The 23,614-nt window shown below is 72.8% G+C and carries 18 protein-coding genes; 13 read left to right on the top strand and 5 right to left on the bottom strand.

The genetic code is table 11. From position 1 onward, the window contains the following. Positions 1-367: 367 nt before the first annotated feature. Positions 368-1,273, top strand: a complete 906-nt coding sequence (locus AAFN69_RS34770; RefSeq protein ID WP_347732950.1) for a DNA-3-methyladenine glycosylase 2 family protein — start codon at positions 368-370, stop codon at positions 1,271-1,273. A 21-nt stretch (positions 1,274-1,294) separates the two neighbouring features. On the opposite strand, the gene AAFN69_RS34765 is transcribed toward AAFN69_RS34770, so the two are convergent. The 3 genes from AAFN69_RS34765 to AAFN69_RS34755 all read right to left on the bottom strand — a co-directional run bounded on the left by AAFN69_RS34765 (position 1,295) and on the right by AAFN69_RS34755 (position 4,320). Beyond that, positions 1,295-2,659 (bottom strand): coenzyme F420-0:L-glutamate ligase, encoded by a 1,365-nt coding sequence (locus AAFN69_RS34765; RefSeq protein WP_347732949.1) that lies wholly within the window; start codon positions 2,657-2,659, stop codon positions 1,295-1,297. After that, positions 2,656-3,615, bottom strand: a complete 960-nt coding sequence (gene cofD / locus AAFN69_RS34760) for a 2-phospho-L-lactate transferase (protein ID WP_347732948.1) — start codon at positions 3,613-3,615, stop codon at positions 2,656-2,658. The genes AAFN69_RS34765 and cofD overlap by 4 nt, the downstream gene beginning before the upstream one ends. A 183-nt stretch (positions 3,616-3,798) precedes the next feature. Next, on the bottom strand, positions 3,799-4,320 hold the full coding sequence (locus tag AAFN69_RS34755; RefSeq protein WP_347732947.1) for a cysteine dioxygenase family protein: 522 nt from the start codon (positions 4,318-4,320) through the stop codon (positions 3,799-3,801). An 812-nt stretch (positions 4,321-5,132) separates the two neighbouring features. Here AAFN69_RS34755 and AAFN69_RS34750 point away from each other — a divergent pair. From AAFN69_RS34750 to AAFN69_RS34740, 3 genes are all read left to right on the top strand, one after another. Then, the gene (locus AAFN69_RS34750; RefSeq protein ID WP_006348971.1) at positions 5,133-5,396 is read left to right on the top strand and encodes a WhiB family transcriptional regulator; all 264 of its coding nucleotides are present in this window, start codon (positions 5,133-5,135) and stop codon (positions 5,394-5,396) included. A 446-nt stretch (positions 5,397-5,842) separates the two neighbouring features. Next, positions 5,843-9,568, top strand: a complete 3,726-nt coding sequence (locus AAFN69_RS34745) for a glycosyltransferase family 2 protein (protein ID WP_347732946.1) — start codon at positions 5,843-5,845, stop codon at positions 9,566-9,568. Further along, positions 9,565-11,088: a DUF5719 family protein gene (locus AAFN69_RS34740; RefSeq protein WP_347732945.1), complete on the top strand. Its 1,524-nt coding sequence runs from the start codon at positions 9,565-9,567 to the stop codon at positions 11,086-11,088. Before AAFN69_RS34745 ends, AAFN69_RS34740 begins: the two co-directional genes overlap by 4 nt. A 204-nt stretch (positions 11,089-11,292) precedes the next feature. On the opposite strand, the gene AAFN69_RS34735 is transcribed toward AAFN69_RS34740, so the two are convergent. Then, a complete protein-coding gene (locus AAFN69_RS34735) occupies positions 11,293-11,715 on the bottom strand; it encodes a DUF3499 domain-containing protein (protein WP_347732944.1) in 423 nt (140 codons plus the stop codon). A 467-nt stretch (positions 11,716-12,182) separates the two neighbouring features. On the opposite strand from AAFN69_RS34735, the gene AAFN69_RS34730 reads away from it, so the two are divergent. The 8 genes from AAFN69_RS34730 (at position 12,183) to AAFN69_RS34695 (ending at position 20,973) form a co-directional block, all read left to right on the top strand. Beyond that, positions 12,183-12,614 carry a metallopeptidase family protein gene (locus tag AAFN69_RS34730; RefSeq protein ID WP_347732943.1) on the top strand — a complete coding sequence of 144 codons (432 nt, stop codon included), beginning with the start codon at positions 12,183-12,185 and terminating at the stop codon, positions 12,612-12,614. Positions 12,615-12,679: 65 nt separating this feature from the next. Continuing rightward, positions 12,680-14,044 (top strand): phosphomannomutase/phosphoglucomutase, encoded by a 1,365-nt coding sequence (locus tag AAFN69_RS34725; RefSeq protein WP_347732942.1) that lies wholly within the window; start codon positions 12,680-12,682, stop codon positions 14,042-14,044. 233 nt (positions 14,045-14,277) lie between these two features. Next, entirely contained in the window at positions 14,278-14,460 is a 183-nt protein-coding gene (locus tag AAFN69_RS34720; RefSeq protein ID WP_347732941.1) for a Trm112 family protein, read from the top strand. Positions 14,461-14,554: 94 nt separating this feature from the next. Further along, entirely contained in the window at positions 14,555-15,694 is a 1,140-nt protein-coding gene (locus AAFN69_RS34715; protein WP_347732939.1) for an SIS domain-containing protein, read from the top strand. 62 nt (positions 15,695-15,756) lie between these two features. Further along, positions 15,757-16,920: a mannose-6-phosphate isomerase, class I gene (gene manA, locus AAFN69_RS34710; RefSeq protein WP_347732938.1), complete on the top strand. Its 1,164-nt coding sequence runs from the start codon at positions 15,757-15,759 to the stop codon at positions 16,918-16,920. Between the two features lie 180 nt (positions 16,921-17,100). After that, the gene (locus tag AAFN69_RS34705; RefSeq protein WP_347732937.1) at positions 17,101-18,066 is read left to right on the top strand and encodes a cation diffusion facilitator family transporter; all 966 of its coding nucleotides are present in this window, start codon (positions 17,101-17,103) and stop codon (positions 18,064-18,066) included. Between the two features lie 343 nt (positions 18,067-18,409). Beyond that, positions 18,410-19,867, top strand: a complete 1,458-nt coding sequence (gene ahcY, locus AAFN69_RS34700) for an adenosylhomocysteinase (RefSeq protein ID WP_347732936.1) — start codon at positions 18,410-18,412, stop codon at positions 19,865-19,867. A 491-nt stretch (positions 19,868-20,358) separates the two neighbouring features. Then, positions 20,359-20,973, top strand: coding sequence for a hypothetical protein (locus AAFN69_RS34695; protein ID WP_347732935.1), 615 nt, complete (start codon positions 20,359-20,361; stop codon positions 20,971-20,973). Between the two features lie 65 nt (positions 20,974-21,038). Here the strand turns inward: AAFN69_RS34695 and AAFN69_RS34690 are convergent, their stop codons facing one another. Further along, entirely contained in the window at positions 21,039-22,124 is a 1,086-nt protein-coding gene (locus tag AAFN69_RS34690; protein WP_347732934.1) for an RDD family protein, read from the bottom strand. 121 nt (positions 22,125-22,245) lie between these two features. Between AAFN69_RS34690 and AAFN69_RS34685 the strand changes: the two genes are divergently transcribed. Beyond that, positions 22,246-23,253 carry a stage II sporulation protein M gene (locus AAFN69_RS34685; protein WP_347732933.1) on the top strand — a complete coding sequence of 336 codons (1,008 nt, stop codon included), beginning with the start codon at positions 22,246-22,248 and terminating at the stop codon, positions 23,251-23,253. Positions 23,254-23,614 lie beyond the last annotated feature (361 nt).

Genomic DNA, 23,614 nt, shown 5'->3' with positions numbered 1-23,614 from the left:
GGCGTCAAGCGTGATTTGTGGCGCACAGGAGAAAGACCAAAACAAGGGCGGTACATGCGCCGTAAATCATGCAGCCCCAGTACCGAACCGGAGCGGCACCCAACCCGCACACACAAGACCCCCACCCGGGCATACGGGCAACCCGCACACACAAGAGCCCCGCCGGCGATTGAGGCGCCGGGCCCGAGGCGGAGCCCCGGACAACGCACCCCGCAAGGCGTCACCCGCATCCCACCCGAAGCACCCCCGGACTACCCTCGTACTCACCCGCACCCCACCCCCCGAGGACCCCGTGTCAGGCCGCTTCACCCCCCACCCCACCCCCACGCCCCCCGGCGCCCAGGGCGCCACCGGTGGGCTCAGGCGGGTGCACGTGCCGCGCGGCCCGCTCGATCTCGGGCTGGTGCTCACCCCGCTGCGGAGGGGCCCCGCGGACCCCACGTACCGGATGACCCCGGACGGCGCCTTCTGGCGGACCGCCCGCACCCCCGAGGGCCCCGGCACCCTCCGCATCACGCCGACCGCGCCGACCGCGGAGATCTCCGCACAGGCATGGGGCCCCGGCGCGGAGTGGCTGCTGGAGGCCCTCCCCGCCCTCCTCGGCGAGGCCGACGACGCCGACGCGGAGGCGTTCGTCCCCCGGCACCGCCTCGTCGCGTTCGCCCGCCACCGGCGGCCCGGCCTGCGCCTCACCCGTACCGGACTCGTGCTCGAATCGCTGATTCCGTCGATTCTGGAGCAGAAGGTCACCACCGACGAGGCGTACCGCGCCTGGCGGCTCCTGGTGCGGAGGTACGGGGAGCCCGCCCCGGGGCCGGCCGGGGCGGGGCTCTCCGTCGTGCCCGACGCCCGCACCTGGGCGATGATCCCGTCCTGGGAGTGGCACCGCGCGGGGGTGGACGACAAGCGCGCCGCGACGATCGTCCGGGCGGCGCGGGCGGCCCGCCGGATGGAGGAGGCCGCCGCGATGGATCCGGTGCGGGCGATGGCCCGGCTGGAGCTGATTCCGGGGATCGGGCCCTGGACCTCCGCCGAGACCGTCCAGCGGAGCAATGGCGCGGCGGACGCGGTGACCACGGGCGATCTGCATCTGCCGGGCATCGTCGGCTGGGCGCTGGCCGGCGACCGGCACGCGGACGACGCGGCGATGCTCGAATTGCTCGCGCCGTACGAGGGGCAGCGGCATCGGGCGGCCCGGCTGATCCTTCTCAGCGGCCGGGTCCCCCCGCGCCGTACTCCCAAGATGCCGCGCACCGACATCGGCCTCCTCTAGGCCTCTGGGGAGGAGCGGGAGCTACCGGACCTCGATGAAGGCCGCCGCCTCCCGTCCCGGCCGTTCCTTCGGCGGTGCCGCCGCGTGTCCGACCGCGATGGCGCCCATCGGGTCCCAGCCGGCGGGCAGCCGCAGGACGTCGCGCACGACCTCGCGGCAGAACATCGTGGAGGACACCCAGGCCGACCCGAGACGTTCACCCGCGAGCGCCACCAGGAAGTTCTGTACGCCCGCGCCGGCCGCGACCACGAACATCTCGCGCTCGGCGGCGTCCCGGCGCTCATCGCCGTAGTGGTGTGAGCCGTCCGTCACCAGGCAGGGGACGACGAGGTAGGGGGCCCGGCGCAGGACCTCACCCCGGCGCACCCGTTTGGCGATGGACTCCTCGGACTTCCCGTCGCGCCGCAGGTCGGCGATCCAGGCGTCTCGCATCGCGTCGAGCAGCCCGGTGCGGGCGGCGGCGGATTCGAGGAGGACGAACCGCCACGGGGTGGTGTGGTGGGGTGCGGGCGCGGTGACGGCGGCGGCGACCGCGCGGCGCACCGCCCCGGGGTCGACCGGGTCGTCGGTGAATTCCCGTACGGTTCGCCGCTGGGTGACGGCTTCCCGTACGGCTTCGGAGGTACCGAGCCGGAACATGTCGTCGGCGGCGCTGCGCACCAGAGCGGCGGCGCCGGTGTCGTCGGGGGCGTCGGCGACCAGGTGCGGCAGTCCTCGTACCACCGCCACCGGCAGCCCGTGTGCCTTGCCCTTCACGAGGTCACCGGCGGCGGCGAGCTCATCGGCGGTGGCGATCACGGTCGCGCTGAGCGGATTGCCGTACGAGTCGGTCCCGCCGCGCAGATCGTCCAGTACGCGGACACCGGCGGCGCCGATGGCGACATCGGTGAGTCCGCTCCGCCAGGGCCGGCCGAAGGTGTCGGTGACGAGGACGCCGACATTGACCCCGAGCGCGGAGCGCAGCCCCGCGCGGATGGCCCGTGCGGAGGTGTCGGGGTCGAGGGGCAGCAGGAGGACCGTCCCGGCGGGGGTGTTGGAGGCGTCGACCCCGGCGGCGGCCATGACGAGCCCCTGCCGGTTCTCGACGATGCGCAGCGGCCCGCGCCGCGCCACCACGCGTACCGTCTCGGCGTCGATGGCGGCCTCGCGGTCGCCGGCGGCGAGCAGCCGCCCCTCGGCCTTGCTCACGATCTTGGAGGTGACGACGAGGATGTCGCCGTCCGCCAGATCGGGGCCGGCGGCGGCGATCAGCGCGGCCAGGTCGTCGCCCGCCCGCACCTCGGGCAGCCTGGGCAGTGCCCGGACGGTGAAGGAGGGGGTGCGCGGGGCACCGGCCCGGGCCTCGGGCACGCTCAGCGCGACCGGGGCGGAACCGTCGGCGCTCATGCGCGGACCTCCCCGGCGAGGGCCAGTGCCTGCCGGGCCATCTCGGCCGTCGCGTCGGTGTCGGTCATGAGCAGCGGTACGGCACGGCAGCGGATTCCGGCGGCTTCCACCTCGCCGACCGCTCCGGCGTCCACGGTGTCCACCAGCCAGCCGTCGAGCAGTCCGGAGCCGTAGTGGGCGGCGACCGCGGCGGCCGTCGCCGGTACGCCGATGGCCGCGAGCACCTTGTCGGCCATGCCGCGGACCGGTGCGTTCCCGACGATGGGGGAGAGGCCGACGACGGGGACTCCGGCCTCGGCGATGGCCTCGCGGATGCCCGGCACGGCGAGGATGGTGCCGACGCTCACGACCGGGTTGGAGGGCGGGAAGACGATGACATCGGCCTCGGCGATGGCCTCCAGCACCCCGGGCGCGGGCTTCGCCTGGTCCGCGCCGACGGGCACGATCGCCTCGGCGGCGACGGAGGCCCGCAGCTTGACCCAGTATTCCTGGAAGTGGATGACCTTCCGCTCGCCGTCGTCGGACGTGATGGCGACATGGGTCTCGACCCTGTCGTCGGACATGGGCAGCAGCCGTACGCCGGGGTTCCAGCGGGTGCAGAGCGCTTCGGTGACGGCGCTCAGCGGGTAGCCCGCGGACAGCATCTGGGTGCGGACGATGTGGGTGGCGAAGTCCCGGTCGCCGAGGCCGAACCACTCGGGGCCCACGCCGTAGGCCGCGAGTTCCTCCTTGACGCGGAAGCTCTCGTCCGTACGCCCCCAGCCCTGCTCCTCGTTGATGCCCCCGCCGAGGGTGTACATCACGGTGTCGAGGTCGGGGCAGACCTTGAGCCCGAACAGATGGATGTCGTCTCCGGTGTTGCCGATGACCGTGATGTCCGCTTCGGGGGCGGCCTGCTTGAGACCGCGAAGGAAACGGGCGCCACCGATACCACCGGCCAGAACCACAATGCGCATGCCCAAGAGTCTGTCAGGCGCGGGCTGATCGTTGAGGGGCGGTGGTCGGGTGGCGGCAGGGATGCCGGGCGCGGCCTGGTCCTTTGTGGGGCGGCGGGTGGGATTCCGGGCGCGGCCTGATCGTTGAGGGCGGCGGGTGGGTTGCCGGGCGCGGCCCTCCCGCCGAGAGGCGGGCGTACGGGATCAGACGGCCACCGGGTCCGGGGCCGCGTGTCCCCCCTGGCACCGGGCGTGCGGCACCCCGGCCGGGTGCATCGGCATCTCGGTGAGTCCGGGGAAGTAGATGTGGAGCGAGACGGCCGGCTCCAGCGCGTCGTTGGTGACCTCGTGCGCGTAGCCGGGCGCGAAGACTCGCTGCGCACCGGCCGGGAGGTCGAGGGAGTTCCGCGCGGTGCGCTCGGTGAGCCGGCCCTCCAGGACGGTGAGGACGCCCGAGGACTCCCCGTGGTCGTGGGTTCCGCTGCCCTGTCCGGGTACCCAGGAGAGCAGCCAGACCTCGTATCCCGGTCCGGTGCGCAGCCGGTGGTACCAGCGGCTGCCGGCGTCGTACTGGACGAGGCCGGCCCACTGGGCGCGGTCGGCGGCGATGGAGCGGGCGAGTCCGACGAAGTCGGCGACGGTGGAGGGGTGCTCGGGGGCGGGCTGGAGGAGGTGCTGGACGGCGAGGATGTCGCCGGCGATCTGCAGGTCGCTGTCGCTGTTCATGGATGCGGGGGTTCCTCGGCGGAGAACGGAACGAACGGTGACGGAGAGTGAGCGCCGGTCGGCCGGTGCCCGGCGGCGGAACGCGTGAATCCAGGGCGTGGGCAGGGGTGCGGCGCGCGGTGTGACGCGGTGCGGCGGGGTGAGGAAGCCGGAGCTCTAGGGCATCAACAGCTGGAACAGCAACAGCGAGCCTGGACAGCGCTGCGGAACCCGCGGAGGGGGATCGCGAAAGACGCCGGGGCTGCTTGCATGACACCCAAGGTGACGGGTGGGCCTCTTTCATGTCAACTCAATGACCGATTTGGCGGCAATGATTCACCTCATACGGTCAGCGCATCCTGAAGAAAGGTTTGTGCAACCGGAACGGGGAGAGGAGCGGCGGCAAAGCCGTGCCCGGCCGCCCCGGCGCCCCGTCCCTCCGCTCCTCTCCGGGAGGTGAGCGTGAAGTCCTTATGTGTGATGTGTGTGAGAAGTGTGCGCACGCGGCCTCGTGACCCCGTGACCGGACTGTGATCCGGATCGCTTCGATGGCCAGATCGCAACAAGATCGATCCGGCCGTCGTCTTCACTCATGAGGAGGGCGGTGTGCCGGGGGCGTGCGGTGCGGGCGGCCGGGGCGGTGAGGGGTGTCAGGTTTTTGGTGATTTGCACACTTTCCGCATAGCCTTGGTTCCGCAGAGTGAATACCGGGCCCAATAGCAGATCTCGGCTTGACTGGCCTGGATGCACACACTTGTAATTTCACTCGTGTCGTTTGGCCGAAACCGATCACGGCAACATCACGGGGACGCAAAAACAGACGAGGGGCGCACATGACCGAGCTGTTCGAACAACTGCTGGTCGAGGATGCGGACGACGAAATCGGCTGGCAGGAGCGCGCGTTGTGCGCCCAGACCGATCCCGAGTCCTTCTTCCCGGAAAAAGGCGGATCCACGCGCGAGGCGAAAAAGGTCTGCCTCGCCTGCGAAGTCCGCTCGGAATGCCTTGAGTACGCACTTGCCAACGATGAGCGATTCGGAATCTGGGGCGGTCTCTCCGAACGCGAGCGGCGACGACTGAAGAAGGCCGCCGTCTGAAAACCGATCGGATATCCAGTTCCCCGTACGCCACCACACACATCGGCACCGATCACGGTCCGCCGCCCGCGGTTTCATCCACCGCGGCCGGCGGACCGTTGACATTTACACCGGCGAACCGGGGGCGCGCGGATCGGGCGGTGACTCTCCGATGGCGCCGTGCGCCCCTTCTTCGAGCATTTCCGGACATGTTCCCGGGCCCGCCCTCCTGGCTCCCCTCCCCGGGCTCCCTCTCCTCCCCGGCCGCCCTCCCCGTGCCGGGGCTCCGCCCCACCGCGCCCGACCGCGCCCGACCGCGCCCCACCGCCCGCCCCCGGCCCGTCACAGCCCGCACCCCGCCAAGGACTTCGCACCCCCACCCCGGCACCTACCGTTAGTGTGGGGCCCCGTCCCAGACGCTTCAGCGCCCCCGACGGGGCGACCTCGGCCGGAGGGCCCGTACCTCGATGTCCGCCACAACCGCCTTCTCCGCCGCGTTCTCCCCCGCGCATCCGCCGGAGTTCCCGAGGCATGTCGTCACCGCCGTCCTCGTCTCCCACGACGGCGCGCGCTGGCTGCCCGACTCCCTCGCCGGACTGCTCGGCCAGGAACGCCCCGTGCAGAACGCCGTCGCCGCCGACACCGGCAGCGGCGACGACTCCGCGCGGCTGCTCACCGAGGCGCTCGGCGCCGACCGCGTACTGCATCTCGCGCGCCGGACCGGCTTCGGCACCGCCGTGGAGGAGGCCACCCGCACCGCGGGCGTCCTCACCCCCGACGAGCTGCCCTATCTCAAACGCCCCAGCGGCTGGGATCCGGCCACCCGCACCTGGCGGGACGACGCCCACGAGCTGCCCGAATTCCCGCACGGCGAACCCGTGCAGTGGCTCTGGCTGCTCCACGACGACAGCGCCCCCGAGCCCAGCGCCCTGGCCGAGCTGCTGCGGGTCGCCGAGGACGATCCGTACGCCGCGATCATCGGGCCCAAGCTCCGCGGCTGGTACGACCGCAAGCAACTCCTCGAAGCGGGCGTCTCCATCGCCAACAGCGGACGCCGCTGGACCGGTCTCGACCGGCGCGAGCAGGACCAGGGACAGCACGACCAGATCCGTACCGTCCTCGCGGTCTCCTCCGCCGGCATGCTCATCCGCCGCGATGTCTTCGAGCGGCTCGGCGGCTTCGACCGGCGGCTGCCGCTGATGCGCGACGACATCGACCTGTGCTGGCGTGCCCACGCCGCCGGCCACCGGGTCGTCATCGCCCCCGACGCGGTCCTCCGGCACGCTGAGGCCGCCTCCCGCGAACGCCGCACCGTCGACTGCGCCGGCCGCTCCGTCGCCGACCCCCACCGGGTCGACAAGGCCGGCGCCGTCCACACCCTGCTCACCAACACCCGGGCCGCCGCCCTGCCGTACGTCCTCTTCCGGATAGTCCTCGGCACCCTGCTGCGCACCGTCGCCTATCTGCTCGGCAAGGCACCCGGACAGGCACTCGACGAGGTCATGGGCCTCCTCGGCACCCTGCTCCGCCCCGAGCGCGTCATCGCCGGACGCCGGCAGCGGAAGGCCGCCCGCACCGCCGACCCCGCCGAGCTGCGGCTTTTGTTCCCGGCGCCCGGAGCCACCATCCGGGCCACCGCCGAACAGATCGCCGGCCACTTCGGCGCCGGCGGCGACACGGACGCCGCCGCCTCCCGGCACGGCGGAGGTGTCGAATCCGGCCCCGGCGGCGATGACGCCGACTATCTGGAGATCGAACAGTTCTCCCGGCTGAAGAAGATCGCGCGCAAGCCCGCGCCGGTGCTCTTCGCCCTGCTCCTGGTCGTCTCCGTGGTGGCCTGCCGGGGCCTGTTCGGCAGTGGATCGCTGGCCGGCGGCGCCCTGCTCGCCGCCCCCGACGACGTCTCCGTCCTCTGGGCCCGCCACGCCGACAACTGGCAGCCCATCGGCAGCGGCGGCACCTGGACCGCGCCTCCCTATCTGGCCGTGCTCGCGGCCCTGGCCACCCTCTTCCTCGGCTCCACCGGCCTGGCCCTCACTGTCCTGCTGGTCTGCTCGGTGCCGCTCGCCGGACTCACCGCCTACTTCGCCTCCCGGCCGCTGGTCCACTCCCGGCTGCTGCGGGCCTGGGCGAGCATCGCGTACGCCTTCCTCCCCGCCGCCACCGGCGCACTCGCCGGCGGACGGCTCGGCACGGCGGTCCTGGCGATCCTGCTCCCGCTCATCGGCCGCGCCGCCGTCTCCGCGCACGGTTTCCGCCGGGGCGGCCGCGGCAGCTGGCGCGCCACCTGGACCTACGCCCTGCTGCTCAGCCTGGCGACCGCGTTCACGCCCGTCATCTGGCCCGTCGCCGTCGTGCTCGGCCTCGGTGTGCTGGTGCTGCGCCGCGGGGATCTCGCCGGCCACGGGCCGCGCTTCCTGGCCGCCGCCGGCACCCCGATCCTGGTCCTCGCGCCCTGGTCGCTCACTCTGTTCACCAGCCCCTCCGCATTCCTCCGCGAGGCCGGACTCGACATCGGCGGCGGCTCCGCCTCCGCCCTGGACCTGCTCGGCATGAGCCCCGGCGGCCCCAAGGCGATCGGCGGAGTGCTGCTCATCGGCGTCGTCCTCGCCGCGCTCGCCGCCCTGCTCCGCGACGAAAGGCAGTTCGCGATCCGCGCCGCCTGGGCGGTGGCGCTGACCGGCTTGATCACCGCCGTGATCGCCAACCGCTCCGGCTGGGCCGGACCCGCGACCCTGGTGTACGGGGGCGGCCTGCTCGCCGCCGCCGCGGTCGGCGCGGAGATGGGCCGTACCCGGGTCGGCGCCCAGGACTTCGGCTGGCGCCAGCCCGTCGCCGTCCTCATCGCCTTCGCCGCCGGACTCGGCCCGCTGCTCGCCGCCGCCGGCTGGATGATCAGCGGCGCGGCGGGACCGCTGGAGCGCCGCGACCCGGTCCAGGTGCCCGCCTTCGTCGCCGAGGAGAGCGTCACCCGCGACCAGCCCCGGACCCTGGTGCTCGGCGGCACCTCCGACGCCGAGATCCCGTACACCCTGCTGCGCGGCTCCGGGGGACGCCTCGGCGACGCCGAACTCCTCCGGGCGGGCGGCACGGACGCCCGGCTCGACCGCGTCGTCGCCAACCTGGTGGCCGGCTCCGGTGCCGACCAGACCCGTCAGCTGAGCGGCTACGCCATCCGCTATGTCCTGGTACGCGATGGGGTGCCGCGCCAGACCATCCGGATCCTGGACTCGACGCCCGGACTCAGCCGGCTGAGCAAGCTCGACGGCAGTTCGCTCTGGCGGGTCGACCACCAGGTCGCGCGCGTCACCGTCACCGGCGGTGAGAGCGAGCCGCTGCCGGTCGAATCGGACGCGGTGGGCGCGGACACCGAGATCCCCGCCGGGCCGGCCGGCCGGGTGCTGCGGATCGCCGACCGCGCGGACGAGGGGTGGCGTGCCGAGCTGAACGGCCGCGAGCTGAAGCCGGTCACGGTCGACGGCTGGGCGCAGGGCTTCGAACTGCCCGCGCAGAGCGGCCGGCTGGTCCTGTCGTACCGGGACCCCCTCACCCACACGGCCTGGATCTGGACGCAGGGCTTCCTGGCACTGGTCCTGGTGGTGCTCGCCCTGCCGGGCCGCCGTGTCCGGCTCGACGACGACCTGCCCGAGGAGGCGCCGGCCGGTGAACTGCCACCGGCGGCAGAGGTGCCCGGCCCGCCGGAGGCCGGCGAGGGCCGCCGCGCCCGCCGGCTGCGCGACCGCGCGGACGCCACGATTCCGGCCCAGCCGGAGGCGCCCGGGGCCGAGTCCCTGCCCACCGGTCCGCCGGCGGAGTCGTACGCGGCGCCGGGCGGGGGGTACGGGACCGAGCGCCACGGAGCCGAGTCGTACGGGACCGAGCGGTACGGAAACGAGCCGTACGCAACCGAGCCGTACCCGGCCGGCGGCCCCCCGGCGTACGGCCGGCAGTCCCGCGAGAACTTCCACGAGAGCTCTCACGAGAACTTCCGCGAGAACTTCCGGGAGAGCGACGGCCGGGGACCCGGCGGCCACGAGGGCGCCGGCGCGGACGAGCGGCACGGCTTCGGCGGTTACGCCCCGCCCGCTCCCCGCCCCGCGGATCCCCAGTACCCGCCGTACTCCCCGTATCCCACCACCCCGCCCCCCTCCCACGGCACCGGCCGCGACACGACCCGAGGCGAGACAGAGTGAAGCGCACGACCATCTCCCTGCTCGCCACGGCCACCGCCCTCGCCGCGATCACCGGATTCGCCTCGCTGACCGCCCCCGGGGACGGGACGGCGGCCGGCCCGGCCGCCGCGGCCCGGCTTCCGGTGGAGCGGTCCAGCCTGCTCTGTCCCGCGCCCAGCGGCTCGGAGACGGCCGAGACCCGGTACACCTCCTTCACGCCCAAGGGCACGGCCGGCCGGGGCGGGGGCACCGGGCGCGGCACCGCCGAGCTCAGGCCGTCCGCCGGGGCGCCGGCCGGGGAGAGCACCGATGTGATGCGGCCCGACGCCAAGGTGCCGGCGGCCAAGCCGCTGCTGACGCTGAAGGAGCCGGGGACGCCCGGCGCGGCCGAGGAGAGCGGCGCGAAGACGCCCGCCCTGGTCGGCACCGCCACGGGACGGCTGGCGCCCGGCTGGACCGCCCAGCAGACCACCACGGTCACCGCGGGCAGCGCCCGCGGGGTGCTCGGGCTGAGCTGCACCGCGCCCGACACGGAGTTCTGGATCCCGGGCGCCTCGACCGCCGAGGGCCGGCAGGACTACGTCCACCTCACCAACCCGGACGATTCGCCCGCCGTGGTCGATCTCGAACTGTACGGAAAGGACGGCGAGCTCCAGACCACGCTCACCGAGGGCATCCCGCTGCGCCCGGGCGCCGGCCTGCCGATCATGCTCTCCACCCTGACGGCCGAGATCGCCCCGGATGTCACCGTCCATGTGAGCACCCGCGCGGGCCGGGTCGGCGCGGCGGTGCACGCGGCGGAGGACAAGGCCGGCAGCGACTGGATCAGCGGCGCGGCCGATCCCGCCCCGGCCCAAGTGCTGCCGGGCATCCCGGCGGACGCCACCTCCGTACGGCTGATCGTCTTCGCCCCCGGCCGGAACGACGCCGATCTGAAGATCGAACTCGCCGGTCCGACGGGCCGGATCGTGCCGGCCGGCGGCGAGACACTGCATGTGAAGTCGGGTATGACCGCCGGCCTGGAGCTGGGCGACGTCACCAAGGGCGAGGCGGGTTCGCTGATCCTCACCCCCGAATCGGCCGACCGGGCGACTCCCGTCGTGGCGGCGCTGCGGGTGGCGCGCGGCAAGGGGGAGAAGCAGGAGATCGCCTTCATCCCGGCCACCGCGCCGGTGGGGGAGCGGGCCTCGGTCAGCGACAACCGGGAGGCGGGCACCACGCTCTCGCTGACCGCGCCGACCACCGCGGCGCGGGTCCGGGTGACCGCGTCGGCGGGCACCGAGGGCGGCGAACCGGCGGTGAAGAGCTACACGGTGAAGGCCGGTACGACGCTGGCGGTCACCCCGCCCGTACCGGCCGGGCTGAAGGGGTCGTACGCGCTCACCGTCGAGACGGAATCGGGCGGTCCGGTCCACGCGGCGCGCACGCTGGAGCTGCCGGAGCGGAAGATTCCCATGTTTACGGTGCAGACACTGCCGGACGACCGGGGCACCGTCTCCGTGCCACGGGCCGGGCAGGATCTCTCCGTACTCGACGACTAGGCCGTTTCCTGCGGATCTTGCTGGATCAGTGAGCTTGCTGGATCAGTGAGTGGGAGCACCTCCCGCGCGGGGAGGGTCCGGTGGGCGCGGTCGCGCGGCGGAGGACGGAGTCCACGCGGCGTGGGGCACCACCCGGGCCGCCCACCCCCGGCGGAGGCACGCGAGGCCGGCGAGATCCGTGAGAGACGGCCCCGGGGTCTCGCGTCAGTTGTCGGGGGAGCGGAGTACCCGCAGATGGCCGCGGCGGGCGACCTCCCGGGGATCCGCCGCGCGCCGGCCGTTCTGCGCCTCGGCCACCCGGCCCTGCGGCCGGGCCGCCTCGCGCACGGCGTTGGCCAGCGCCTCCAGATCGTCCCCGCTGGGGCGTGCGGGGGCGGAACCGTCGGTGAGACGGACGACCTCCCACCCGCGCGGGGCGGTCAGCCGCTCACTGTGCTCGGCGCACAGGTCATAGCAGTGGGGCTCGGCGTATGTGGCGAGCGGGCCGAGGACCGCGGTCGAATCGGCATAGACGTACGTCAGTGTCGCGACGGCAGGCCGACCGCACGCGGTGCGCGAACAGCGACGTACAGGGCTCACGACGTTGGACGGTACCTCACTCTTGAGCGGGCTGCGACGACTCTCCACCAGGTCACTCCACCGTGTCGTGTGGTGCGGGCATGGGGCAAGGCTGCCAGGCCGACCGCTGCGGCCCGCGCGGGAGGGGCCCCGCGATCGGGGGGACCGCGGGCGATTCGGTCATGACAGAGGGGAAATCACGTCATTCGCCCGCTTGGCTCATCTCCACTTCCGTGGTTCATCTCCACTCCCGCCTCCCGTCCGGCTCCTGTCCGCACCTGTCCGCCGCTGTTTCGTGAGCACCCCGGTGAAGATCCGCCGGGAGATCGGCCCGGAGGAGATCTCCCCCCGGTGCGATCTCATCACTCCCCGCCCGCCCCGGCATGCGACACGGGCGGAAACGTACGCAATGGAACACCAAACGGGGCCGGCGGCGGTCCGCCCCGCCCGCCCGGGTGCCGCATTCGGCCGACCGCGGTCGTTTCCGGCGCACGGGCCGATCCCCGCGCCCCCCGGAGAGTTACCCTGCGTCAGTGATGGACAGTCCCGTACCGCCGCCCCACCCGACCGAGCCGAGGCCGCGCCATCGCGACCGCCACGGCCGAGGAATGCGCGGACCGGTGGCCCCGCCCCAGGTGCCCCTCTCGGCGAGCCGGGCCGAGGTCTTCAGCGATCTGGTGCAGGACTCCGTGGAACGGCTGGAACGGCGCTGGCCGCAGCTGGCCGATGTCGACTTCCTCGTCATGGACGTACCGGCCGCGCCCGAGGAGTCCGTACCGCTGGGCACCTCCCTGCCCGCGGAGAAGGGCCGCCCGGCCCGCATCGTCGTGTACCGGCGGCCGGTGGAGATCCGCACCAAGAACCGCGAGGAGCGGGCGCTGCTGGTGCACGAGGTCGTGGTCGAGCAGGTCGCCGAGCTGCTGGGGCTCGCCCCCGAGTCGGTGGATCCCCGGTACGGCCAGGACTGAGTCCCAACCGTGTGACTACCGGTAGTTTGAGACGACCGCAGAGACTTATTCGGAGGGTTGAACCCGTGACTGCTGCTGATCTTTCGCAGATCGTGAAGGCGTACGACATTCGCGGGGTGGTGCCGGACCAGTGGGACGAGGCGCTGGCCGAACTGTTCGGAGCGGCCTTCGTCCGGGTGACGGAGGCGTCCGCGATCGTCGTCGGCCATGACATGCGGCCCTCGTCACCCGGCCTGTCGGGGGCGTTCGCCCGGGGCGCGGCGGCCCTCGGCGCGGATGTGACCCTGATCGGGCTCTGCTCCACCGACCAGCTCTACTTCGCCTCGGGCCACTTCGACCTGCCGGGCGCGATGTTCACCGCCTCCCACAACCCGGCCCAGTACAACGGCATCAAGATGTGCCGGGCGGGTGCGGCCCCCGTCGGCCAGGACACCGGCCTGGCGGACATCCGCGCCCTGGTGGAGGAGTGGTCCGCCGGCGGCGCCCCGGAGCCCGCCGCCGAGCCGGGCCGGGTGACCGAGCGGGACACCCTCACCGACTACGCCGCCCACCTCCTCTCCCTCGTGGACCTGTCGGCGATGCGCCCGCTGAAGGTCGTCGTGGACGCGGGCAACGGCATGGGCGGCCACACCGTCCCGACGGTCTTCGCCTCGCTGCCGGTCACCCTCGTACCGCTCTACTTCGAACTCGACGGCACCTTCCCCAACCACGAGGCGAACCCGCTGGACCCGGCGAACATCGTCGATCTCCAGGAGCGGGTCCGCACGGAACAGGCCGATCTGGGCCTGGCCTTCGACGGCGACGCCGACCGCTGCTTCGTCGTCGACGAGCGCGGGGAGGGCGTCTCCCCGTCCGCGATCACCGCCCTGGTCGCCGCCCGCGAGCTGGCCAAGCACCCCGGCGGCACGGTGATCCACAACCTGATCACGTCCTGGTCGGTCCCCGAGGTGGTCCGCGAGATGGGCGGCGAGCCCGTACGCACCCGGGTCGGCCACTCCTTCATCAAGCAGGAGATGGCCCGCACCGGAGCGATCTTCGGCGGCGAGCACTCGGCCCATTACTACTTCCGCGACTTCTGGAACGCGGACACGGGCATGCTGGCCGCTCTGCACGTCCTGGCCGCCCTCGGCTCGCAGGACGCCCCCCTCTCCGAACTGGTCGCCCAGTACGACCGCTACCGGGGCTCGGGCGAGATCAACTCCACCGTCGACGACCAGGCCGGCCGCACCGCCGCCGTCCGCAAGGCGTTCGAGTCCCGCCCCGGCGTCACCCTCGACGAACTGGACGGCCTGACGGTGACCACCGCCGACTGGTGGTTCAACCTCCGCCCCTCGAACACGGAACCGCTCCTCCGCCTGAACGTGGAGGCCCGCGACGCCGAGACCCTGGCGACCATCCGCGACGAGGTCCTGACCCTGATCCGCGCCTGAGCCCCGAACGCCGCGCCGGCGGGCGGGCGAGCCCGCCGGTTTCAGCCCCGCCGGCGTTCGAGGCGCGGAGCCCGGGGCGGAGCCCCGGTTGCGGGAAGGGGCGGGGGTGGGGAACAGGCCCCCCGCAGGGGCACCCCACCCCCGCCCCGCACCACGCGCACCCCACACCCCCGCGGCGGTACCCTGACGTGGCCCGCCCGCCCCCCGCCCGACCCGAAGGAAGCGTCCACACCATGAGCCTCGAAGCCGGCCTCCTGGAGATCCTCGCCTGCCCGGCCTGCCACGCCCCGCTCGACGACCGCACCGCGGACGAGACCCCCGAGCTGGTCTGCACCGGCGCGGAGTGCGGCCTGGCCTACCCCGTACGCGACGGCATTCCGGTCCTTCTGGTGGACGAGGCCCGCCGCCCCGCCTGACCAGCGGCGGACCGCGAGCACCGCGCAATCCGCACACCATCCGCGACGACGGCGCGCCCGGCCGTGACCGTCCGGCGATCGGAGGCCCCACCCCATGCTCGACGAGTCACTCCTCGACGACCCGGAAGCCCTCGCCCGCGCCGACCGCCGAGGTCTGCTGCGGGGCGCCGCGGAAGCGGGCGCGCGAGTCCGCACCGCCGCCCGCCACGCCGCCGAGGCGGGCATCGCCGAGCTGAAGCCCGAGGGCCGCCCCCGCGCCGTCCTGGTCGCCGGAGCCGGTACCACCGCGACCGCGGTCGCCGATCTCGTCGCCGCCCTCGCCGGGGCCGGGGCCCCCGTCACCCGCCTCGCCCCGAGCGGTGTCGCACCAGCGGCCGGAGCCCTGCGCTGGGCGCTGCCCGGCTGGGCGGGCTCCGTCGACCTGCTGCTGATCGTCACCGGCGACGGCGGCGAACCGGGCCTCGACCTCCTCGCCGAACAGGCGTACCGCCGCGGCTGCTCCGTCGTCGCCGTGGCCCCGCAGCGCTCCCCGCTCACCGAGGCCGTCGGCGGCCGGCACGGTCTGGTCGTCCCGATGGCCACCTCGCCGAACGACCTGTACGAGGAGGAGGACCAGCCGGCCGGCCCGAGCGCGCTCTGGGCGCTGTTCACCCCGCTGCTGGCACTCCTGGACCGGGTGGGTCTCCTGGAGGCGCCGCCGGAGACGCTCGCCAGGGTCGCCGACCGGCTCGACCGCACCGCCGAGCGCTGCGGCCCCGCCGTCGCCACCTACGGCAACCCGGCGAAGACCCTCGCCGCCGAACTCGCCGACAGCCTTCCGCTGATCTGGACGGAGGGCACGGGAGCGGCCCCCGCCGGCCGTCGCTTCGCCGCCGTCCTGGCCGAACTGGCCGGCCGTCCCGCACTCGCCGCCGAGCTCCCCGAGGCCCTGCCCGCCCACGGCGTGCTGCTGGCGGGCGATCTGGCGGCCGGCGCCGACCCGGAGGACTTCTTCCGGGACCGGGTCGAGGAGAACCAGGCCCTGCGCGCCCGGGTCGTCCTGATGCGCGACCGCCCGGTGGGCGGGCTGACCGCGGCCCCGGCGGCACGCGAACTCGCCCTGGGGCACGACACCCCGATCAGCGAGCTCGAACCGGAGGACGGCACCGAGCTGGAGGCCATCGCGGAACTCCTCGCCGTGACCGACTTCGCCGCCGTCTATCTGACCCTGGCCGCTCCGGCCACCCCCTCCTGACAACAGCGCGACAGCACCACAGCACCACGCTCCGCACCACCCGGGAAGTAGACAACGCAGCAATGGAACGCCTCTTCAACACCGTGCGCCCCTACGCGTGGGGCTCCACGACCGCCATCCCGGAGCTCCTGGGCACCGCCCCCACCGGCGAACCCCGGGCCGAGATGTGGATGGGCGCCCATCCCGGAGCACCGTCCCGCGTGGCGCGCGGCGCGCTGAACGACGTCATCGACGCCGACCCCGTACACGAACTCGGCCCGGCGTCCGTGGCGCGGTTCGGCCCGCAGCTGCCCTTCCTCTTCAAGGTGCTGGCTGCCGGCTCGCCGCTCTCCCTCCAGGTCCACCCTGACCTCGCGCAGGCGCGGGAGGGCTTCGCCGCCGAACAGCGCGCGGGGATTCCGCTGACCGCCCCGCACCGCAACTACAAGGACGCCAGCCACAAGCCCGAACTGATCTGCGCCCTCACCCCCTTCGAGGGCCTCTGCGGATTCCGCCCGCCGGAGCGGACCGCGGAGCTCATCGCCGGACTCGGGGTCGACTCCCTCCTGCCGTACGCGGACATCCTGCGGGCCCATCCCGAGGACGCCGCACTCCGCGAAGTGCTCACCGCCGTCCTCACCGCCGACCGCGACAAGATGGCGGCGACCGTCACCGAGGCCGCCGCCGCGGCGGAGCGGATCGGCGGCGGCTATCTCCCGTACGCGCTCCTCGCCCGTCACTTCCCCGGCGACCCCGGTGTGATCGCCGCGATGCTGCTGAACCATGTACGGCTCCAGCCGGGCGAGGCACTGTTCCTGGGCGCGGGCGTGCCCCACGCGTACATCGGCGGCCTCGGTGTCGAGATCATGGCCAATTCGGACAATGTCCTGCGCTGCGGGCTCACCCCCAAACACGTGGACGTGCCCGAACTCCTCCGGGTGGTCCGCTTCGACCCCAGGGAGCCCGCCGTGATGCGCCCCGAGGCGTCGGAGAGCGGCGAGGAGCTCTACGACACCCCGGCCGGGGAGTTCCGGCTCTCCCGCTATCTGCTGGCACCGGGCGCCGACGCACGCGACGTCTCCTCCGCGGGACCGCAGATCCTGCTCTGCACGGCGGGTGCCGTGAACGCGGGCGAACTGACGCTCGTCACGGGTGAATCCGTCTTCGTCCCGGCCGGGGAGACCACCCGGATCGCCGCCGCGGACGGCGCGGAGGGAACCATCTTCCGCGCCACTGTGGCGATCTGACCCCGGGAGCCCTCCGCCGCTGCGACAATGGCGCGCCCCGCGAAGCCGGGGCGGCACCGGCACCGCCCGCACCCGCGGCGGCCGGAGCCGTACGGCCAGGGGCGTACCGGGCAGGTTCCGGACACGACCGGAGTGTGTCCGGACCGCGTCCGGACACGTACGAAGGGACATCCGGCACATATGAGTGCGGCAGGCGGAACCAAGGCGATCGTGGCGGCCCTCGTCGCCAACCTCTCCATCGCGGTGGCGAAATTCCTGGCATTCCTCTTCAGCGGCTCGTCGTCGATGCTCGCCGAGAGCGTGCACTCCCTCGCCGACTCCGGCAACCAGGGTCTGCTGCTCCTCGGCGGACGCCGGGCCAAACGCGAGGCCACCCCCCAACACCCCTTCGGCTACGGCCGCGAGCGCTACATCTACGCCTTCCTCGTCTCCATCGTCCTCTTCTCGGTCGGCGGCATGTTCGCGATCTACGAGGGCTACGAGAAGATCAAGCACCCCCACGCGATCGACAACTGGTACTGGCCGATCGGCGTCCTCGTCTTCGCGATCATCGCCGAGACCTTCTCCTTCCGTACGGCGATCAAGGAGTCGAACGAGGTCCGGGGCTCGCTCTCGTGGACCCAGTTCGTCCGGCGAGCGAAGGCTCCCGAGCTCCCGGTGGTACTGCTGGAGGACCTCGGCGCCCTGGTCGGCCTGATCCTGGCGCTGGTGGGTGTGAGCGTGGCCCTGGCCACGGGCGACGGCGTCTGGGACGGCATCGGCACGCTCTGCATCGGGGTGCTGCTGATCGTGATCGCCGTGGTGCTGGCGGCCGAGACCAAGTCACTGCTGCTGGGGGAGTCGGCGGGGGCGGAGGAGGTCGGGAAGATCGAGGCCGCGATCGTCGACTCCGCCTCGGTCACCCGCATCATCCACATGCGCACCCTCCACCTCGGCCCGGAGGAACTCCTGGTCGCCGCGAAGATCGCGGTCCCCAACGACAACACCGCCGCCGAGATCGCCGCCTCCATCAACGCCGCCGAGGAACGCATCCGCGCCGCCGTCCCCATCGCCCGGGTGATCTATCTGGAGCCGGACGTCTACGACGCGTCGGCGGCGGCCGCCGCCGGCGCCGGCCCGGCGAAGCCCCCCGCCCCCGGGCACTGACATCCCCCCTGCTCCGGCCCCGCCGCGGCCCCGCTCCGAGCCGGTCCCGGGCCCGCCCCGGGGCCGGTCCCACCTGCCCCACCCGTCAGCCGCAGGCCATTCCCGCCCGGAACTGACCGGAACCAATCCCCGGACGGACTGGGGTTGACCGACGCCTCCGGTGTAGATTCGTTACCAGAGTCAGACGTCGCTGCTGATGGCGGTCGGGCGGTCCCCCGAGGACCGGCCGAGTGGAGAGAGGGCCTCCGACGGACTGCACTGCGAGCGACCGGGCATGCCAGACGCCCGCCGCCGCAGAGTCCGCCGTACCCACCCTCGACCCACACACGAGGAGCAGCTCGTCATGACGACTGTCGCCACCGGCCAGGATTTCAAGGTCGCCGATCTCTCCCTGGCGGCCTTCGGCCGCAAGGAGATCACCCTCGCCGAGCACGAGATGCCCGGCCTGATGTCGATCCGCAAGGAGTACGCGGAGCAGCAGCCGCTCGCCGGCGCCCGCGTCACCGGCTCGCTGCACATGACCGTGCAGACCGCGGTCCTCATCGAGACCCTGGTCGCCCTCGGCGCCGACGTCCGCTGGGCGTCCTGCAACATCTTCTCCACCCAGGACCACGCCGCCGCGGCCATCGCCGTCGGCCCGAACGGCACCCCGGAGAACCCTCAGGGCGTCCCGGTCTTCGCCTGGAAGGGCGAGACCCTGGAGGAGTACTGGTGGTGCACGGAGCAGGCTCTGACCTGGCCCGACTCGCCCACCGGCGGCCCCAACATGATCCTCGACGACGGCGGCGACGCCACCCTCCTGGTCCACAAGGGCGTGGAGTTCGAGAAGGCCGGCGAAGCCCCGGACCCCTCGACGGCGGACAGCGAGGAGTACACCTACATCCTCCGTCTGCTGAACCGCACCCTCGGTGAGAACCCGCAGAAGTGGACCCGGCTGGCCTCCGAGATCCGCGGCGTCACCGAGGAGACCACCACCGGTGTCCACCGTCTCTACGAGATGCACCGCGACGGCACCCTCCTCTTCCCGGCGATCAATGTGAACGACGCCGTCACCAAGTCGAAGTTCGACAACAAGTACGGCTGCCGCCACTCGCTCGTCGACGGCATCAACCGCGCCACCGACGTCCTGATCGGCGGCAAGGTCGCCGTGATCTGCGGTTACGGCGACGTCGGCAAGGGCTGTGCCGAATCCCTCCGCGGCCAGGGCGCCCGGGTGATCGTCACCGAGATCGACCCGATCTGCGCCCTTCAGGCGGCGATGGACGGCTACCAGGTGGCCACCCTGGACGATGTCGTCGAGACCGCCGACATCTTCATCACCACCACCGGCAACAAGGACATCATCATGGCCGCCGACATGGCCAAGATGAAGCACCAGGCCATCGTGGGCAACATCGGCCACTTCGACAACGAGATCGACATGGCCGGCCTCGCCGCCATCCCCGGCATCGTCAAGGACGAGGTGAAGCCCCAGGTCCACACCTGGACCTTCGCCGACGGCAAGGTCATCATCGTCCTCTCCGAGGGCCGCCTGCTGAACCTCGGCAACGCCACCGGACACCCCTCGTTCGTGATGTCCAACAGCTTCGCCGACCAGACCCTGGCGCAGATCGAGCTCTTCACGAAGCCGCAGGAGTACCCGACCGACGTCTATGTGCTCCCCAAGCACCTCGACGAGAAGGTCGCCCGGCTCCACCTCGACGCCCTCGGTGTCCGGCTCACCACGCTCCGCCCGGAGCAGGCCGCCTACATCGGCGTGGAGGTCGACGGCCCCTACAAGCCGGACCACTACCGCTACTGACGGCCCGGGCCCAGGCCCCCGGGGCATGGGCCCACCCCGCCGTACCGGTGAACCGTGCCCGCCCGGCACGGCCCGCCCGGGAACACCGTCCGCCCCGAGCCCATCGGCCCGGCCGGACGGCCGTTCCCGGGCACCGGTGTCGTACGGCCCGGTGAGCCCGGGCCGACGACCGCCGCAACCGCTCCCCGCCGCCGGGACCGACCAGTGATCCCGGCGGCAGGGCACGGCCGGCCCCGGCGGACCGGCGGCGACCGGCAAGATGTCCAGTGGATGAGGCAGACCCCCGCACCCCCGTGACGGGGGCCTGCCCACTCCGCTAAGCGGACGTCACCAACCGCTCCGGCGGTTCCGCACGAGCCCCGGTTCCGTCCGAGGAATTCTCGACCGAGACCTCCTCACACACCGGGGACGTCCCGGCACCACCGCGATCCCTCCCCGGCCACGGCGCCCACCGCCCCAGAGCCTCACCGCACAAGGACTCCGACGCCCCCATGCCCCGCGGCCGATATTCGCTCCACGATCTGCACGATCACACCCCCCTCGGTGAAGAGCACTTCCACTGCGCACCCGGCCCCTCCGGCTGGCGCTATGTCTCCCAGATCACCACCCCCTCGGGCGATCACGCGGGCTCCGTCGACCTCGCCCTCGACGAACTCGGCCGCCCCATCCGTCTCCAGCTCCACGCCGCGAGCTGGCAGATTCGCGGCGCCGCCCTGGAAGGCGTCACCTGGGTCCGTACCGACCCCACGGGGACCCATGCCACCGAAGGCAATGTGCGCGCCCACGCCTTCACCGGCACCTCCCCCGCCTTTCTCGTCGCCACCGCCCGTCTGCTGCGCCTCACCCCCCTTTCCCCCGCGACCCGCGTCCGTCTCGTCGCGTTCACGGATCCGGTCCTCGCTCCCCGTACCGTCGACCAGTCCTGGGCTCTGGTGAACAGTGAAGCGCACGCCACTGACAACGGCCCTCTGACAGTGGACGAATACCAGGTCAGCGCCCTGGACACCGGAGAGCAGCACACGGTGCACATCGCCGGGGACGTCGTCATCGCGGCACCCGGGATCGAGCTGGAACACCTCGAAACCCCGCCGTCCGCCCTCTCCTGACCACCCGTCGGCTCGCGCCGACAGCGGCACCCGCACCGGCTCCGCACCGGCCGAAGGGCCACCGCTCACGCGGGCGGCGCGAACCCCGTCGCCCGCCCCGACCCCGGCCGCCCCTCCGACTGCTTCTCCGGCTGCTCCTCCGGCTGTCCCGCCGCCTCCGAGCCGGACTCCGCCCCCGTCTCCACCCCGGCCGCGCAAACCCTCCCCGGCGCGGCCCACGGCCCGCCTCCCCGCCCCGCCGCCGGTGCCGGCGACTCCCCGGACCCGGGTGCGTACGGCCCGCGTACCGCCACCGCGGCCTCCCCCGTATCGAGCACCCAGCCACCGGCCGCCACCCTGCCGCCCCCGGCCCCCGCGCCGACACCACCGTCGCGCGTCACCACACCACCGGCACCCGAGCCCGGGGACCCGAAGGCCCGCCGCGCCTCCCGCGCACGCCGCTCATGCACCACAGCCGCGAGAAACGCGGCCGGAGGCACCCCTTCCGGCGCCGGAACCCCGGTCCGGTCCACCAGATCGTTCGCCAGCCGTTCGGCCAGGCCGGCGCCGACCGCCCCGTCCAGCTGTGACATCCGGGTCAGACACTGATGAATCGACAGCCACAGCTGATCGGGCACGGCGGAGAGGTCCAGCTCGGCGAAGCGCCCGGCCGGCCAGGCGGGCGGCGGCGGCACCTCGGCCCCTCTCCCCGCGGGCAGCCGTTCCCGTACCACCAGCGTCCCCGCGAACACATCCCCGATCCGCCGCCCCCGGGCCGACACCAGCGAGGCGATACAGGCGATCGTCCCGAACGTCATCAGGATCTCCGCCACCCCCATGGCGCCGCGCACCAGCGCGTGCCGGAACCGGATCGGCCCCCCGTCCTCCCTCACCACCCGCAGTCCGCAGGCCAGCTTCCCGAGCGAGCGTCCATGGCTGAGGGTCTCCACCGCGATGGGCACCCCCACCAGCACCAGCAGAAACGAGGCGATCGACACCGCCGTCACGGCGGCGTCGTCCAGCGACCCGGTCGAGACCGCGAGCCCCATGGAGACCAGAAGGTAGCCACCCCAGGCGACCGCCATGTCGATGGCCATGGCGAGCAGCCGGCTCGGCAGCCGCGCGGGCCGCAACCCCAGGACAACCGCATCCCCCGTCACAAGCGCACTCACCGATGCCGCCCTCCGTCGCCGCCCCGTCCCCGCCCCGGGAATCCTCAGTCTGCCAAGCTGACCGGCAGCCCGCCGCGGCAGCACGGACCGCACGCACCAGCGCCTGGAGCAGCAGCCGACCATGGACCTCGATGTCTTCGTGACCGCCCACCGCGCCGAGTGGGACCGCCTGGACCACCTGCTGCGCCGGGGGCGCCGGCTCACCGGCACCGAGGCCGACGAACTCGTCACTCTCTACCAGCGCACCGCCACCCACCTCTCCCTCATCCAGTCCAGTGCCCCCGACCCCCGGCTGACCGCGAGGCTCACCCAGCTCGTCGCCCGTGCCCGGGCCAAGGTCACGGGCACCCGCCGCGCCGGCCTGCGGGACGCGGCGCACTTCCTCACGCACGGATTTCCCGCGGCGGTCCACGGCTCCCGCCACTGGTGGATACCGACCGCCGTGCTCTCCACCCTCCTCGCGGCCGTGATCGGCTGGTGGATCGGCGCCAACCCCGGCATCCAGTCGGCGATCGGCGCCCCGGCCGACCTCCGCGAGATGACCCGCCCCGGCGGGGGTTACGAGGCGTACTACTCCAGCGACCCGGCGGCATCCTTCGCGGCCCAGGTCTGGACGAACAATGCCCGCGCCGCCGCCATCTGTCTGACCCTGGGCGCCTTCCTGGGGATCCCCGTCATCGGGATCCTGCTCCTCAATATGTTCAACCTCGGCGTGGGCATCGGTCTGATGTCCTCGGCCGGCCGTCTCGATGTGTTCCTCGGCCTTGTCCTCCCGCACGGACTGCTCGAACTGACCGCCGTCTTCGTCGCCGCCGGCGCGGGCCTGCGCCTGGGCTGGACGGTGATCGACCCCGGCCCCCTCTCCCGCCGGGCCGCTCTGGCCCAGCGCGGCCGGGCGGCGCTCGGCATGGCCATCGGCCTCGCACTCGTTCTCTTCGTCTCCGGCGGGATCGAAGGCTTCGTCACCCCCTCCGGGCTGCCCACCTGGGCCAGAATCTCCATCGGAGTCGCCGCTGAACTGCTGTTTCTCGCATACGTCCACATCCTCGGCCGCCGGGCGGTCCGGGCCGGAGAGACCGGTGACGTGGAAACGGCCGACCGCGGAGCCGAGCGCCCCACCGCGGCGTGATGTGCGTCGGCCCGGGCTGACCTGCTAGTGTCCTCTTCGCCCGCAAAAACCGTTGACACGGTCATAGCGGGGAGGTAGATTTGAACGGTTGCCTTGGACTGGACACGGTCGAGTCGCAACTGATAAATTCTCTCTCGCTCCGGTAGGAAATTGAATTTCCGAGGGAGCCACCCCGACTCCTTATCAGGATCAACCCGGCCGATTAGCTCGGCCGAATTCCTTCTGATAAAGTCGGAGCAGGCGAAAGGCCGGTCCAACTGGCCGCCGAGATGAAAATACGGTCCGGAAACGGGCCGGAAAACATCTGGTAGAGTTGGAAACGCAAGACCGAAGGGAAAGCCCGGAGAGACCCGGAAGGGAA

Origin of the sequence: Streptomyces sp. CAU 1734, from assembly GCF_039888735.1 — a bacterium.
In the GTDB taxonomy this organism is placed as follows: Bacteria; Actinomycetota; Actinomycetes; order Streptomycetales; family Streptomycetaceae; genus Streptomyces.
Note: the sequence above shows the minus strand (reverse complement) of the source record. Positions and strands in the feature narration are given on the sequence as shown.